17 protein-coding genes and 1 pseudogene are annotated in these 13582 nt (G+C 42.8%); 8 read left to right on the forward strand and 10 right to left on the reverse strand.

Features of this window, described 5'->3' with window-relative positions:
* Window positions 1-257: 257 nt before the first annotated feature.
* Together DW039_RS17370 and DW039_RS21340 are read right to left on the reverse strand one after the other, a co-directional pair.
* Entirely contained in the window at window positions 258-1538 is a 1281-nt protein-coding gene (locus DW039_RS17370; RefSeq protein WP_005868811.1) for an ATP-binding protein, read from the reverse strand.
* 126 nt (window positions 1539-1664) lie between these two features.
* Window positions 1665-1824, reverse strand: a pseudogene (locus DW039_RS21340) (helix-turn-helix domain-containing protein).
* Window positions 1825-1953: 129 nt separating this feature from the next.
* Between DW039_RS21340 and DW039_RS17380 the strand changes: the two are divergent.
* From DW039_RS17380 to DW039_RS17400, 5 genes are all read left to right on the forward strand, one after another.
* The gene (locus tag DW039_RS17380) at window positions 1954-2304 is read left to right on the forward strand and encodes a helix-turn-helix transcriptional regulator (protein WP_005868812.1); all 351 of its coding nucleotides are present in this window, start codon (window positions 1954-1956) and stop codon (window positions 2302-2304) included.
* Complete coding sequence (locus DW039_RS17385) at window positions 2297-3886, forward strand: type II toxin-antitoxin system HipA family toxin (protein WP_005868813.1); 1590 nt, start codon at window positions 2297-2299, stop codon at window positions 3884-3886. Before DW039_RS17380 ends, DW039_RS17385 begins: the two co-directional genes overlap by 8 nt.
* A 99-nt stretch (window positions 3887-3985) precedes the next feature.
* Window positions 3986-4306 carry a helix-turn-helix transcriptional regulator gene (locus DW039_RS17390; RefSeq protein WP_005868815.1) on the forward strand — a complete coding sequence of 107 codons (321 nt, stop codon included), beginning with the start codon at window positions 3986-3988 and terminating at the stop codon, window positions 4304-4306.
* Window positions 4296-5822 (forward strand): type II toxin-antitoxin system HipA family toxin, encoded by a 1527-nt coding sequence (locus DW039_RS17395; protein WP_005868817.1) that lies wholly within the window; start codon window positions 4296-4298, stop codon window positions 5820-5822. Before DW039_RS17390 ends, DW039_RS17395 begins: the two co-directional genes overlap by 11 nt.
* A gap of 110 nt (window positions 5823-5932) precedes the next feature.
* A complete protein-coding gene (locus tag DW039_RS17400; protein WP_007569214.1) occupies window positions 5933-6220 on the forward strand; it encodes a hypothetical protein in 288 nt (95 codons plus the stop codon).
* 15 nt (window positions 6221-6235) lie between these two features.
* On the opposite strand, the gene DW039_RS17405 is transcribed toward DW039_RS17400, so the two are convergent.
* From DW039_RS17405 to DW039_RS17425, 5 genes are all read right to left on the reverse strand, one after another.
* Entirely contained in the window at window positions 6236-6745 is a 510-nt protein-coding gene (locus tag DW039_RS17405; protein WP_007569216.1) for a hypothetical protein, read from the reverse strand.
* Between the two features lie 267 nt (window positions 6746-7012).
* The gene (locus tag DW039_RS17410) at window positions 7013-7450 is read right to left on the reverse strand and encodes a hypothetical protein (protein ID WP_005868821.1); all 438 of its coding nucleotides are present in this window, start codon (window positions 7448-7450) and stop codon (window positions 7013-7015) included.
* Window positions 7451-7493: 43 nt separating this feature from the next.
* Window positions 7494-7742: a hypothetical protein gene (locus DW039_RS17415; RefSeq protein ID WP_005868823.1), complete on the reverse strand. Its 249-nt coding sequence runs from the start codon at window positions 7740-7742 to the stop codon at window positions 7494-7496.
* Window positions 7743-7755: 13 nt separating this feature from the next.
* Complete coding sequence (locus tag DW039_RS17420; protein WP_005868824.1) at window positions 7756-7992, reverse strand: hypothetical protein; 237 nt, start codon at window positions 7990-7992, stop codon at window positions 7756-7758.
* Window positions 7993-8065: 73 nt separating this feature from the next.
* Window positions 8066-8377, reverse strand: a complete 312-nt coding sequence (locus DW039_RS17425) for a DUF2958 domain-containing protein (RefSeq protein ID WP_005868826.1) — start codon at window positions 8375-8377, stop codon at window positions 8066-8068.
* A 648-nt stretch (window positions 8378-9025) separates the two neighbouring features.
* Between DW039_RS17425 and DW039_RS17435 the strand changes: the two genes are divergently transcribed.
* Window positions 9026-9382: a hypothetical protein gene (locus DW039_RS17435; protein WP_004319780.1), complete on the forward strand. Its 357-nt coding sequence runs from the start codon at window positions 9026-9028 to the stop codon at window positions 9380-9382.
* 3 nt (window positions 9383-9385) lie between these two features.
* Window positions 9386-9688 carry an IS66 family insertion sequence element accessory protein TnpB gene (gene tnpB, locus DW039_RS21345; RefSeq protein WP_083444256.1) on the forward strand — a complete coding sequence of 101 codons (303 nt, stop codon included), beginning with the start codon at window positions 9386-9388 and terminating at the stop codon, window positions 9686-9688.
* A gap of 44 nt (window positions 9689-9732) precedes the next feature.
* Here tnpB and DW039_RS17445 read toward each other — a convergent pair whose 3' ends face one another.
* From DW039_RS17445 to mobC, 3 genes are read right to left on the reverse strand one after another with little or no spacing between them, the layout of a single operon-like run.
* Window positions 9733-10716 carry a hypothetical protein gene (locus tag DW039_RS17445; RefSeq protein ID WP_005868869.1) on the reverse strand — a complete coding sequence of 328 codons (984 nt, stop codon included), beginning with the start codon at window positions 10714-10716 and terminating at the stop codon, window positions 9733-9735.
* A gap of 27 nt (window positions 10717-10743) precedes the next feature.
* Entirely contained in the window at window positions 10744-12144 is a 1401-nt protein-coding gene (locus DW039_RS17450; RefSeq protein ID WP_005868870.1) for a relaxase/mobilization nuclease domain-containing protein, read from the reverse strand.
* Entirely contained in the window at window positions 12141-12479 is a 339-nt protein-coding gene (gene mobC, locus DW039_RS17455; RefSeq protein WP_008770294.1) for a plasmid mobilization relaxosome protein MobC, read from the reverse strand. Before mobC ends, DW039_RS17450 begins: the two co-directional genes overlap by 4 nt.
* Before the next feature lie 403 nt (window positions 12480-12882).
* Between mobC and DW039_RS17460 the strand changes: the two genes are divergently transcribed.
* Window positions 12883-13581 carry a ParA family protein gene (locus tag DW039_RS17460; RefSeq protein ID WP_005868872.1) on the forward strand — a complete coding sequence of 233 codons (699 nt, stop codon included), beginning with the start codon at window positions 12883-12885 and terminating at the stop codon, window positions 13579-13581.
* Window position 13582 lies beyond the last annotated feature (1 nt).

Genomic DNA, 13582 nt, shown 5'->3' on the forward strand with positions numbered 1-13582 from the left:
AAGCCTGACCGTCCCACAGGAACGCCCAAAAGAAAAAGAATCCCCCGAACATTCATCCGGGGGACATCCAAGCCGTCACATCAATTATAATACAGATTCAGATCATCCGTGCCAATCTCCTTTCCGTCCCGGAAAACAAGGCGTAAATCAATCCTCTCTCTGTTTTCATTGCCACAAAGATAGACATACCGGCCAACATACGCATCATACTTATCAATCAGTTCTAACGGTATGACCGGCATGGGAAAAGGATACACCTATATTGCATATAGCGGAAAATTTGTAAGATTACCCTGTACTTTATAAGGCAACATAGAAAATCTCTCCGCATGCAATTCCGGTCTTTTTCCCAGTAATGCTGTCAACGAATTGGCCCGGACATTCCCTTCGGCCTTCACTTCTATCGGCACCATTTGGGCATTACGTTGAATAACAAAATCCAACTCAAGACGCGAATTGTCTGTGTTATGGTAATAAATCGGTGACACGCCCTTACTTTTCATCTGCTGCAATACATACTGTTCAGTCATTCCTCCCTTGTATTCCTTAAATATGTCGTTTTTAATCAAGACTTGGGCCGGATCTGTCTTGACCATAGCACCCATAAGCCCCAAATCAACCATATAGAGTTTGAAAGCCGACAGGTCTTCATAAATATCAAGCGGAAGCTCCGGTTTGGTACATCGAGGCACTTTATACAACAACCCGGCATTTACAAGCCATTGAATGGCCATCTCAAAATCATTGGCTCTGGCACCTTTTCGCAAAGCTCCGTAAATGAATTTCTTGTTTTCTTTAAATAATTGGGAAGGAATGCTGTTCCATACCATTCGGACACGCGGAACCTGTTCTTTGGGCGCATGTTTTGAGAAGTCAAGATCATAGCCTTGCAAAATCTCCGACTGTATTCTTCTGACTTCCAGCAAGGAATCCGTTTCTACATATTTGAGTACAACTTCCGGCATACCACCTACATAATAATATTGCCGAAGGAGATCCGTATATTTGTCATGCAGGAGGCTTATCGTTTCAAAATCCCCACTCATAAGCAATTTACAAGCTTCTTCTTCTCCCTTGGCGACAAGAAACTCTTCAAAGTTCATAGGAAATATATTGATGACATTTACCTTCCCTACGGGATAAGACACATCCTGATGAAGGGATATCCCCAAAAGTGAACCTGCCACAGCTATATGATACTCCGGAACCTCCTCTTTAAAATACTTCAAAGATTCCAGTGCTTCCGGGATATCTTGTATCTCATCAAGGATAATAAGCGTATCACCCGGAGTAATGTCAACGGAAGTCATCGCACGCAGCCCCCGTAAAATTCTGTCAACATTGAAATCCTGAGAAAAAAGCTGGCGTGCAAGGTTATTCTTACGGCATACCACATAAGCCTCTTTTTTGTATTCAAGTTTGGCAAACTCATGGAGCAGCCATGTTTTCCCAACTTGTCGGGCACCATTTAAAATCAGAGGTTTTCTATCCTCACGGTTTTTCCATTCTATAAGTTGTTGCAAAACAAATCTTTTCATCTACAAACAGCATTTTTATACATGTAAAAACAGCGTATAATACATTTATCCGCACTTATTTAAAGCACAAATATACTAAAATAAACAGATAATAGAAGCAATCTTATACATTTTTCCGCACTTTAATCAACTCCAATGGAAAGCAGTAGCCAATTTAGGATTGCCTTCTCCACGCTCGATGGCCACCAGCGTATTGATGCCCACGCCCGCCAGTTCGGAGAAGTTCCAGCTGATTGACCTTCAAACTCTTCCTGCACTCTTTAATCATCTTTCCTAGCTCTTTCATATTCACAACACATTGTGATTTTAGTCAGTTTTCATCCTAGTTCAAAGAAAAAAACAGCCGATAAAGCAACTATAATCATTGTATTCATATAGATTAACATCATATATTCAAGTTAATCTATATATTTACATGGATTATTTGTATATTTGCAAAAAAGGAACAACCATGTGGAATGAAATGAGCAATCCAGCTGTGCTGATGAGAATCGGCCAGCGCATCAAAGAGACACGTATCAGGCAGCATATCACGCAGGAAGAACTGGCAACGGCTTCCGGTGTAAGCCCCTTGACCGTTGCGAACATCGAGAAGGGCAAATCGGTATCGCTGCTGTTGTTCATCAGCGTACTCCGCTCGCTCGGCCTGCTGGAGAACCTGGAGCAACTGGTACCGGAAATCCGGGTCAGCCCGATAGAGCTCAAAAAACTGCAAGGAAAGAAACGCTACCGTGTACGCCATTTAAAACAAGATAACCATGAATGATTTGATAGTAGATGTAAAGCTATGGGGAGAAAGCGTAGGCTCTCTCTATTGGGAAAAGGAAAGCAATGCCGCCTTGTTCGACTATGAACGGAAGTTCATCCGCTCCGGTCTTGACATTTCTCCCATCATCATGCCCATCAGCCAGTACAGGAACACCCCCTACCGGTTCCTTGAAAACCGTACCGACTGTTTCAAGGGGTTGCCCGGCCTGTTTGCCGATTCACTGCCGGACACTTTCGGAAACCAGATCATCAATGAATGGTTTGCCAGCAAGGGATTGTCCGGAGAAGAGATTACCCCTTTAGACAGGCTTTGCTATGTAGGCAAACGTGGCATGGGCGCACTGGAGTTTGAGCCGTCCTCGCCAATCAACGGCATGAACGAATCATCAGTGCTCCATATCGAGGAACTGACTGAGCTTGCCAAATCCGTATTCACGGACAGAATGGCTTTTCAGGTCCAACTGCGCCAGGAAGGAAGAAACATTCTGGATATACTGAAAGTGGGAACATCTGCCGGAGGTGCCAAGCCCAAGGCCATCATCGCCTACAACGATATTACCGGAGAGGTACGCTCCGGACAGGTAAAAGCTCCTGAAGGATTCGGGTATTGGCTGTTGAAATTTGATGGCGGCAAATACAGCGAACACACGCAGATAACGGACAATCCACAAGGAATAGGAAATATCGAATATGCCTATCACCGGATGGCAAAAGCCTGCGGTATCGATATGATGGAATGCCGGTTACTTCAGGAAAAAGAGTCATATCACTTTATGACACGACGTTTTGACCGTATGGAAGACGGAGAGAAGATCCATGTACAGACATTGGCCGGGCTTGCCCACTATGACCGTGACCAACGCCATTCATACGAAGAGATATTCCGTATCATGCGGCAGATGAACCTCCCTTATCCAGAGCAGGAGGAACTATACCGAAGAATGGTGTTCAACGTCATGAGCCGGAACCATGACGACCATAGCAAGAACTTATCTTTCCTGATGGATAGACAAGGGAAGTGGAAACTGGCCCCAGCATACGACCTCTGCTACTCATACACACCGGGCGGCAAATGGACGAACCGCCACCAGCTGTCACTCAACGGCAAACAAGACAATTTCACGATGGAAGATCTGCAAAAGGTAGGTGAGAACATGGGTATCCGGAAACACAAACAGATTATCGAAGAGATACAGGAAACCGTATCGCATTGGCATGAGACTGCCAAGGATTGCGGGGTCAAGCCGGAACACGCCGATTTTATCGGAGAAAACCTGCTCTTGTTCGGCAAGCAACTGCATACGATCCATATGCCGGACATTGCCAACGAACAAGAGCAGGCTTTCATGAAGGCTATGCGAAATGATGACTTCAATACCATTCTGAAACTGAAGATGAGAGGATATCAGCCATCGGAGAACACACTGAAAAGCCTCCAGCCGGATGTATCCGCCACCACCTTCATCGCTGCCGCCAAAATCTTCCAAATGGAAGGGATGCTAAAAAGCCTTCAGGACATAAAACCCGCGCAAAGCCCGATTACAGGCGGCAATAAACGTAGCATGGAATTGGGGGATTAGCACACAAACTACATCGCGCACAATTCAATATAACAGTAAATATATTAATTGTTATATATCATATTTTGATTTAACAATTAATATATTTACCTTTGTAAAATGACAACGAATCACATCACCCAAGCCATGGCCAATCCGGAAATCATAGTGGAACTGGGCAGACGATTTAAGGAATACAGGCTAACCTATAGGCTCACCCAAAAAGAGGCTGCCGAGAAAGCCGGTGTCAGCCTTATCACCTTACGCCAGTTTGAGAACGGGAAGGCCTATAACATCAATATGGGCAACTTTCTTGCCCTGTTACGAGTAGTGGACTGTCTGGAACAGATGGATGATCTGATGCCGGAAATACCTGTTTCAGCCTATACAATGGAACGAATAATGAATAAAAAGCCGAAAAGGATAAGACATGGAAAATAATGTTGTGAGTGTTATGTTATGGGGAGAAGAAGTCGGAAAGCTCTATTGGGACGAAAGAAACAAAAGAGCCGTCTTCAACTATCATCCGGATTTCATCAAGAAAGGAGTGGAAATCGCCCCACTGACCGCTTCTGTCAAAGGACCGGCGGCAAAGGGTATGCCCATACTCGGAAACAAAGAAAAGACTTATCAAGGTCTCCCACCGTTTTTGGCAGATTCATTGCCTGATCGGTGGGGTAACATGGTCTTCGACCAATGGGCGGCACAAAACCATATCCCCAAGCGCAAACTCACACCGGTAGATAAACTGTCTTTCATCGGGAAACGGGGAATGGGAGCCTTTGAGTTCATCCCGGCCACTCCTGGATTGGAATCCTCTTCCACTCTCCAGATAGAGAGTTTATACCAACTGGCACGCCGTATCTTTGAGGAACGGGAGGAAATATCCGTGCAAGATGACGAAGCACTGCAACTGCAAAGTATCTATGAGATAGGTACATCAGCCGGAGGGCAGCACCCGAAAGCCATCATCGCCATCAATGAAACGACACATGATATACGTTCCGGCCAAGTCCCTTTACCGGAGGGCTATACCTACTACATATTGAAGTTTGCAGAAGGGGACGATTTTCCGTTCACGCAAATGGAAATGGTATATTATGAGATGGCAAAGGAAGCCGGGATTACGATGATGCCTTCCCGACTCATTCAAATTGAGGGAAAACATCACTTCCTGACGGAGCGTTACGATAGGATAAACGGAGAGAAGATACATACACAGACACTTGCTGCCATGAATCCGGATGCAACGAGCTATGAGGATTTGTTTGAAGTCTGCCGAAAACTGAACATCCCGGCAAGCGAACAGTCCGAACTCTACCGTAGGACGGTATTCAATATCATGGGCGGCAATGTGGATGACCACATCAAGAATTTCTCTTTCCTGATGGAAAGAAACGGCACATGGCACATCACCCCAGCCTACGACATGACATTCACCACCAATTTGGACGGTGCGGCATACGAAAACGCACACTCCATGAGCATTGCAGGAAAAGATAACGACATCACGGAAGATGACCTGATGCAATTTGCCAAACAGAACGGAATAAAGAATGCGAAAAGGATAATCGAAGAAGTCAGCCTTGCCATCAGCCATTTTTACGATTATGCCACCAATCATCAAATCGATGACTATTGGAAAGACCGCATCGAAGAGCATCTTTCCGGTTTGGTATCTCCGATCATAGGGAAAACCATGAAACACTACCTGCCCACCATTGTCGAACCCTACGAGACAGAGGATGGCTTTTTGGTATCAGAAATCAACATCATCGAAAACACCCGGCATGATTTCCGTATCGAGGCCTTCATAAACGGAAAGCGACAGAAATACATTGCCGGGCGTAAAAGCGATTTGGCTGCTGAAGTCATTGCCAAAGGCAGAAACAAGATGCCCGTTGAGAACAAGAAAGAACTTGTGGAACGGTTGTTACTGCCTTTAGCTAGAAGATAAAAACAGACGAATAGCGACACTATTACATTAATAAAAAGTCTGTTCTTGTTCGGCAAGCAACTGCATACGATCCAAATCCGGACATTGCCAACGAACAAGAGGAGGCTTTCATGAAGGCTATGCGAAATGATGACTTCAATACCATTCTGGAACTGAAGATGAGAGGATATCAGCCATCGGAGAACACACTGAAAAGCCTCCAGCCGGATATATCCTCCACCACCTTCATCGCTGCTGTCAAAATCTTCCAAATGGAAGGGGTACTAAAAAGCCTTCAGGACATAAAGTCTGCGCAAAGCCCGATTACAAGCGGTAATAAACGTAACATGGAGCAAACAAATTTACTATTCAATTTTCAGTTTTTTTCTATTTCTATACTACTGTACGCCATAAAATAACGAAGAAACTTATTCCTATATCAATTCATAATCAATAACATACAATTCACCAAGAATATTAGGGAATGCTACAGTATCATATATCACCTGCCCTACTCCATTAAAATTACCCGGAGATATTACAGATGCTACAACACCATGATAAGCTGTGGGAGAAAAAGAAAGATCTGCTAATCCATTTATCCCAATAACATTTTTCTGTACACCAGCATTATTAACATTACAAAAAATTGCATAATGAATAGTTTGATGTAAATTTACAGCAGCATTAGGAAGATGCACAAAATATAATATATCTCCATTATTACATTTAGCTAAATCATGATAGGTATTTATTTTTTGTATCATACTTTCTAAAGAAGCTCCAAAAGGATTAACTGAAATTCTTTTTCCTGTTGCCTGTTCTATAATTCCTCTAACTAAATTAGCACACCCTCCACCATTTGTAGGTAAATTAACATTCAAATTCTGAGTATTAGTAATAAATTGTGTAATCAATTGTCTATCATTTATACTTATAGCCATATATTATAACTCATGTTCTCCTACTCTCTCAAAGGCTTTTCGGAACCTGCCTATAAAAACTGTCTCTGTAAGCTTACCCCACAAATCTACCCTATAATCCCCAAACCGCTATCATCCCTTTTCTGAATGCCATGGAATTTTTTCCGAATACATAAGTTAGAAGATGAAAAAAGATTGTATTCAAAGTTTTTGGTTCTTTTTTGAAAAAAGAACCGCTGGCCAAAAATCCAACGGTTACTTTACTTTCGGAAAAATATGCAATGAAGTTTATAGGCCGAATGAGGAACGCAGCTTCTTCATGGCATTCTCCACATCAAAGAAAGACACATCCATAAGATCTTCTCCCCATGCTTCCGGAAAGTCAAGAATGGAACGTCCGTTATTAAGAACCGCATCACGGATGGCTTTCATCACATTCTGCCGAGTCGGTTCCAGCTTGAAGAAAAGGCAATGCCTGACTGCCATTGTAAGGGTATCATCATCTATAAAGAAACGGATGGTGACGGTCATGTGTACCTGCGTCCGTTTCTCCAGTTTCTTCTTTTTAGTTTCCAGTTTGGCCAACCGGGAAACATAGAATGAAGGGATATGTTTCCCGGATTCAACGCAAGTCTTCATCGCTTCATGTATTTCAGCGATGCCGTCACGTATATCCGTCAAGTCGGTGCAGTTGGATGCAACCGTATAAGCCGATAACTTTTTCATCTCAAAAGCCGTTTTTATATGGCAAAAGCCCTGTTTGTGAAACTTATAATATATGAATCTCCTTATCACCTACCTTCTCGTCCGATACGACCAATACCTCGTACTTCATCCTCTTGTAATTATAGACTACGGCAAGCGTATTAAAGCCACCGTTATCATACCGCCTGTCATAAACGGTATGTACATACTCATACATCGCATTCCCCATCATGAACTTTACGGAAACATCCGTAAAGTAAAATGCCACCGCATAAGCCAGCGTTTTCTTTTTATCAACCTTTTTTGTTTTCATAACCATTTGTCCTTTATTGTTTTCTGATAAAATATTCAATGGCCGAATGAACCAATATATAATGTGTGGGTGTCTGCCTGCACTGTTCCGCATAAGGATTATAGAACTGGAGAGCCAGCGCATGGTATAATTCCGGCAATTCCCGCTTGATTCTCGCCGTAAGCAGCCGATAGGAGCATTTTCTACCGTACTTCATCAGCTCACGCCATTTGTCCTGTGTTATTTCCGTGCAATTCGTCTCGTAAACCATAACTTCCGTTTTTAAGTTCAATATTCCGGTTGGAAAGCGGAAAGGGGTTGTTCCCTCTCCGTTTATTCTCTAATCAATTCAGGCAAGCTTTTACCGTTATACCGGTTTTCAGTCCTTTATCCAGCTGCACGGTCAACCCACGAACATTCACCTCTTGAATTTGAGAAAGAAGCACATAACCCCATTCCCATTCTTGAATATGGCAATAACCGAAAAAAAGCCAGTCACCGTCTTCCTGCTGTTCGGCTTCCGTTACCAACCATACCACCGAAGAAAAAGGAAGGAAAAACCTTGCGATGACTTCCGCATTAAGCCCCTGCCCCTCTTTTGAGTACAAAGGGTTGGCTTCAAACACATTCTTTAGTTGTTCCGTCACTGTAATCATATGTCACATTTTTAAAGGGTTAAACTTCTAATTTTATGCTTCAGCTAGATTTAAAGACCTTTTTTTAAAACCCCTTTCCGGGATGACCTTTTCTTTCTGCCGACTTTTTTTTTGAGCTTTCATGCCCCATCTGAGTTTATAAGCCTTTTTTTTACGGCACACAACAAGAAGGAAGGAGGGATTGAGAAAAGTTTTGGACGACAAAAAATGTTGGGGACAGCGAAGCCGTCCGGCGTTATTTTTTTCGGTACAAAGGGCGAAGACCGGAACTCTTTCGTATCCATCCACCGAAATAAATTTGCCGTTCAAAAACAAAGGCTCTCAGACGGGGCTATGAAAAAACGTACATTAGGGGAGGCAGAAAACAAGGAAAAGGGCAGTACGGAAATAAAAGAAGAATAAAATCCAACATTATTCACATTGATATATAATAGCCAAGTATTTCGCCATATCAATATAAATCCAACTATAATCAAAATCAAACAGTTATCTAATTTATTGGTTATTAAACATATAATACGCCAAAACATTTATTTTGGAGAATATAATATTAATTAAACAAAAAAATGTAAGCATTCGATAAACTCCCCCTTTCATTCTAAAAATGTGATATTACTTTTGTAATCAAAGTAAAAAAGCTCAATTGTTATGTCACATCAATGGACCATGGAAGATTTTGAATCTATTTATTCCCGTTTCAAGTCGAGCGGACTGTCAGTTATGGATTTTTGTTCGAATGAATGTATTCGTCCCAAACGTTTCTACGAGTGGCGTTCCAAGCTGTTGCGCAAAGGCGGCTTTATCCCGGTAAAGGTAAACAGTAAGGGCCAGGTCAGTCTTCCCCATAAGGAGAAATCCCTGCTGTCTGCCCCTCCGGTCAGCCCGTCGCCAATTCCCCAGCCGCTATGTGAGATCTCCTATCCCAATGGCGTTACAGTCCGCTTGAACAGCCCTTTGTCACCGGAGGTATTGCAAACCCTGATATTTTTGAATTCAAACCGTTAGCCTATGTTTTCTTTGAATGAATCCAACAGATATTATCTTTACCCGTATCCGACAGACATGCGTAAGAGTTTTTATACGCTTAGCGGCATCGTGACCAACCAGATGGGAAAGAATGTACGGGACGGTGACGCTTTCATTTTTATCAATGCGAATTGTACCTGTATGAAAATCCTCCAATACCTGCACTATCATCCTCTATCAAACAGGGTTGAGATAACGCTTGGGATAACCAATCCTCCCAGTGGCAGGATTGTAAAAAGACTACTGGCCGATGCCGTAACCAAAGGAATGATAGAAGTACTCTAACAATAGTAGTGCCACTATTTTATAAGCAGCACTGCAATTGTTCCTTACCCCAGCAAATGCACCTCCTGTAACCTCACCAACCCCAAATACATCTTCAAGAACACCTCCTGATACACCTTCAGATCCGGGAAATAGACGAAAGACTTCCGGGCAAAAGAGAGGCACGTGAATGGCCGTTCATTCGGAACCTCCATTTCCGGATAGCGTTTCTTCGCCTGGTCAACCGCCATCTTGTTCAGTGAAGCCACGAAGTTAGCCTGGCGTATCGGATTCCATTTCGGGGTTTCAAGAATCACCATCCCATCTTTCCGCTCAGGAATAACCAAATATTCATCCTGCACGTTACGGACGTAATAGCACACAAAAGACAAGGCCTCATAGACATTATCCCCTACATGAATACCGATAACCCGTTCTTCAACCGGTGTACCGGCAAAGCATTCCGCAATCTGTTTCATGGCATACCCATGCAACAAGGCAGCATCAGAAGCCAACAGATAAGCCGGTGCGGTACGCTCTCCTCCCTTATCGATGGCAGCAAAGACAGAAGGACTCCAACAGAGATGGATGAGCTTTCCTTTTTCTTTCTCACGAAGGGAAGCGACACATAAACGGTTATCAAAGACCAAACGGGCTTCTTTCGTTTCCGGATGGAACTGGAACACGTTCCGTACCCTGTCCGGCTTATGGATATCCATCATCAGATAGCCCTGCCAACCGGACACGTGCTTTGTCTTCAAGACGGTTTCGCTTTCCTCCACATCGAAAAGATAAGACAAGAGCTTTTCTCGCTTACAACATACGAAGAGAGAAAGCTCGTCCTGTTCTTTCATCTGCTGCATATCCAAGGAAAGAACAAAAGCCAATTGCCAAGGAGTAAGCTCGGAAAAGCCATGTAATTCAATACAAGACAACGCATCCTTCTCCGGTGAGTAAACGACATATCCCCGGCCACCTATCTCATATCTCAACATGAAATCCCCCTGTTCAGTGGGATGATAATTCTGTAAAACGGTCTGATAATTCATAAAGCAAATATATTAAGTTAGTATTCATCATAATGAGAAATCGGGACCACTCTTGCGTTTCCGTTTCTTTTTGGACGGTATGAGATCATCCTCTTGCGACTTCTTCCCGCTGCCGGTAATGTCAAGTTCCGGAATGGCCATAACTCCCCCACCCTGCATATAGAAAGCCTCACGATCCACCCGCTCACGGAACTCCCCTACCCTATCGATATGTGGCGAGAGACCGACAGCCACACCATCGAAATGCTTCTGGATATTCTGATAAGTGAGCTTACGGGAAAGATCCGCACCTTTAAAGACATGAGCATTTTCCACGTTTTCCATATAAAAGGAAATCCCGTATGCGCCTTTGCTGTTTACATGTTCCGTCACACGGATCGATTCTTCCGCCAACCTTTTCTTAAAATCCTCATAGCCTAAAGAAGCGTTCAATGCCTTAAACACATGGTCATAGAGATAATGCTTCTGTTCATCGGCGCTCATGCCCCGGCCATCAAAACGAATATTACCAAAACGATATTTCTGAGGAAGTGAAACGTCCTTCAGGTAAAAGCCTGAATCCTTGATGCCATAGACATAATAGGATTTGTCCTTCTTGGTGACCAGACGCATATACAATCCTTCTTGTTCCAGGTTCCTTCGGAAATCGGATGTACTTTCGGAAAAAGAGTAGATGCGGTCAAGCTGTTGTAACAGTTCATCCTTGAACAAGGGGTTGAAAAAACCTCCTTTTTCCAGCAATGCGAAAAGGTTGTCATAGCTTTCATCCCCCAATAGGACACGCCATTCTTCATTGGCCAATTTTATTTCTTGCAAGGGTTTATTCAAAGACCGGTATGTATCGGATTGTTCCAGGACAGCCGATACCTTATCCTTGTAATTATAACTACGCATGGCTTTCTTCAAGGCCGCATCGAAATAATAGTTACGGTATTGCGCCTCTCCCAACGTGGTTCTCTTGCCTCCTTCCCTTTCCAAAGGCAACAGACCGTACTTCTGCTCCAGTTCCCTTGAGATCTTTTCGGAACGGCTGTAATTATTTCCGGAAGGAATGCTTTTGCCTTCTTCATCAATTGTGGTCAGCAGCACATGCACATGGCTGTGTGCCTTGTCGGTATTTAGGACAACGGCATAACAGGACTTTCCGTACCCCATCCTCTCGATATATTCCCCGGCAAGAGAAAGCCACTGTTCATCGGAAAGGCTTTCTCCCGGATAGAGGCTCAGAATAAATTCCGCATAAGGTAGTTTCACCCGGTCATTCAACTGGGAGATAAGTTTCATGTAGGCTGGCATGGCGGCCAGTTCGTCACCAGTGGAGGTGTAAAGCACTTTTCCGTTTCCTTCCTTGACCTTGGAAAGCTGGTATTCAATTTTCCGGCTCATGGACAGGTGGGATGAGAAAGAAGGTTGTATCTCGGCTATCATAACAATTTCCGGTTAATGGTTTCTACATCCGAAAGGTATTGGTTAATCCGATCCAATGAATACAATATATTTTCATCGGACGGAAGCGTATTGATATGTTTGGCAAGCTGGTTGATATTGGCTCCTATTTTACGAAGTTCATATATCATTTGCACATCGGTTTTCGATATGCTTCTGCCTTTCAAGGCAGACTCTCTGATAAAGGAAGAAAGGGATTTTCCCTCTTCCTTTGAACGTTGAAGAAGCTGTTCTTTCTCGGCTTCCGTCAAGCGGATCTTTATACTTATATCTCGATTCTCTTTCATATATACAGAGTATGTGAGTGTAACGAACATTGGTCGGCAGCTCGGCTGTCGCAAGGTTTTTTGTACCCACAAAAACATACCTTGCATTAGCAAAGATATACAATAATACTCAGCTGTGAAACAAAACCAGACAAAAGTCTTGATTTCTTAATCCAGATTAACCGCTCACTTTGTTACAAAGTAACTACGCACATTGTAACAGGCGAACGGAAAGCCATTAGTTACAAAATACATAATTACTAATTATATTATTACAAAGTATGAACATACATACTTAATTATAAGATTAAGTATGTACATATTTATATTTATATTTATATATGTAATTACTTATACAATTAAGTAAAAAAGTGTATAATAAATTAATTATAAAAGTATGCAATTATTTAATTTATTATTTATATATTTGCGCACATACTTAAAAACGTACATTATGGGACAAATATTACCAGGAGTAGTCGTAGCTTTTGAGAATCCCAAGGGCGGGGTAGGGAAGTCTACGCTGACAGCTTTGTTTGCAGGTTATATTCATTCGCAGTCAAACGAAGAGGGGGGCTTATCCATTGCCGTGGTGGATATCGACGACATGCAGAACACTATCGGAAAATTACGTGAGGACGAAGCCGAGGACGGAATCATGAAAAAGGAAGAAGAATATGAGGTTATCAATATCTCTTCCTCAGAGTTCATCAACCAACTGGATTTCCTTCAGGACAATTACGACATTATACTTGTCGATTTTCCGGGTAACCTGAAACAAAACGGTGTAGTTGAAACGCTGCACTTCGTTGACGTGATCATCATTCCCTTCGAACCGAACCAGACCGATTTAAGACCTACATTGACCTTTTACTATAACATCTATGAAGGGATTATCGAAAGCCGTCGAAAGATTGGTAAAAAGACTACCGTGCGTGGTGTTATGAACCGTGTTCTTCCGAATGTGCTGGAGTTCAAAGAAATTTTGAAAAATAAAAAAACCTTGCCTTTCGAGTTGATGCAAAACTACATCAAGGATTCAAGGGTTGACTATCAACGCAATTTAAGTACGCTGAGTAAAGCGTACCATCATCCCTGTGATGCTTTCTGTGAAGAGGTATTGGAATTAATCTGTAACCATATAGGAGAATAAA

Origin of the sequence: Bacteroides sp. AF39-16AC (assembly GCF_003602735.1) — a bacterium.
GTDB lineage: Bacteria > Bacteroidota > Bacteroidia > Bacteroidales > Bacteroidaceae > Bacteroides > Bacteroides uniformis.

Bases quoted from the DNA above. Each gene is read 5' to 3' on its own strand.
- DW039_RS17425 (WP_005868826.1), bottom strand. From the start codon at position 8,377: ATGATTACAGTGACGGAACAACTAAAGAATGTGTTTGAAGCCAACCCT.
- DW039_RS17385 (WP_005868813.1), top strand. From the start codon at position 2,297: ATGAATGATTTGATAGTAGATGTAAAGCTATGGGGAGAAAGCGTAGGC.
- mobC (WP_008770294.1), bottom strand. From the start codon at position 12,479: ATGTTCGTTACACTCACATACTCTGTATATATGAAAGAGAATCGAGAT.
- DW039_RS17405 (WP_007569216.1), bottom strand. From the start codon at position 6,745: ATGGCTATAAGTATAAATGATAGACAATTGATTACACAATTTATTACT.
- DW039_RS17435 (WP_004319780.1), top strand. From the start codon at position 9,026: ATGTCACATCAATGGACCATGGAAGATTTTGAATCTATTTATTCCCGT.
- tnpB (WP_083444256.1), top strand. From the start codon at position 9,386: ATGTTTTCTTTGAATGAATCCAACAGATATTATCTTTACCCGTATCCG.
- DW039_RS17390 (WP_005868815.1), top strand. From the start codon at position 3,986: ATGACAACGAATCACATCACCCAAGCCATGGCCAATCCGGAAATCATA.
- DW039_RS17445 (WP_005868869.1), bottom strand. From the start codon at position 10,716: ATGAATTATCAGACCGTTTTACAGAATTATCATCCCACTGAACAGGGG.
- DW039_RS17460 (WP_005868872.1), top strand. From the start codon at position 12,883: ATGGGACAAATATTACCAGGAGTAGTCGTAGCTTTTGAGAATCCCAAG.
- DW039_RS17370 (WP_005868811.1), bottom strand. From the start codon at position 1,538: ATGAAAAGATTTGTTTTGCAACAACTTATAGAATGGAAAAACCGTGAG.
- DW039_RS17450 (WP_005868870.1), bottom strand. From the start codon at position 12,144: ATGATAGCCGAGATACAACCTTCTTTCTCATCCCACCTGTCCATGAGC.
- DW039_RS17420 (WP_005868824.1), bottom strand. From the start codon at position 7,992: ATGGTTTACGAGACGAATTGCACGGAAATAACACAGGACAAATGGCGT.
- DW039_RS17415 (WP_005868823.1), bottom strand. From the start codon at position 7,742: ATGAAAACAAAAAAGGTTGATAAAAAGAAAACGCTGGCTTATGCGGTG.
- DW039_RS17380 (WP_005868812.1), top strand. From the start codon at position 1,954: ATGGATTATTTGTATATTTGCAAAAAAGGAACAACCATGTGGAATGAA.
- DW039_RS17395 (WP_005868817.1), top strand. From the start codon at position 4,296: ATGGAAAATAATGTTGTGAGTGTTATGTTATGGGGAGAAGAAGTCGGA.
- DW039_RS17410 (WP_005868821.1), bottom strand. From the start codon at position 7,450: ATGAAAAAGTTATCGGCTTATACGGTTGCATCCAACTGCACCGACTTG.
- DW039_RS17400 (WP_007569214.1), top strand. From the start codon at position 5,933: ATGAAGGCTATGCGAAATGATGACTTCAATACCATTCTGGAACTGAAG.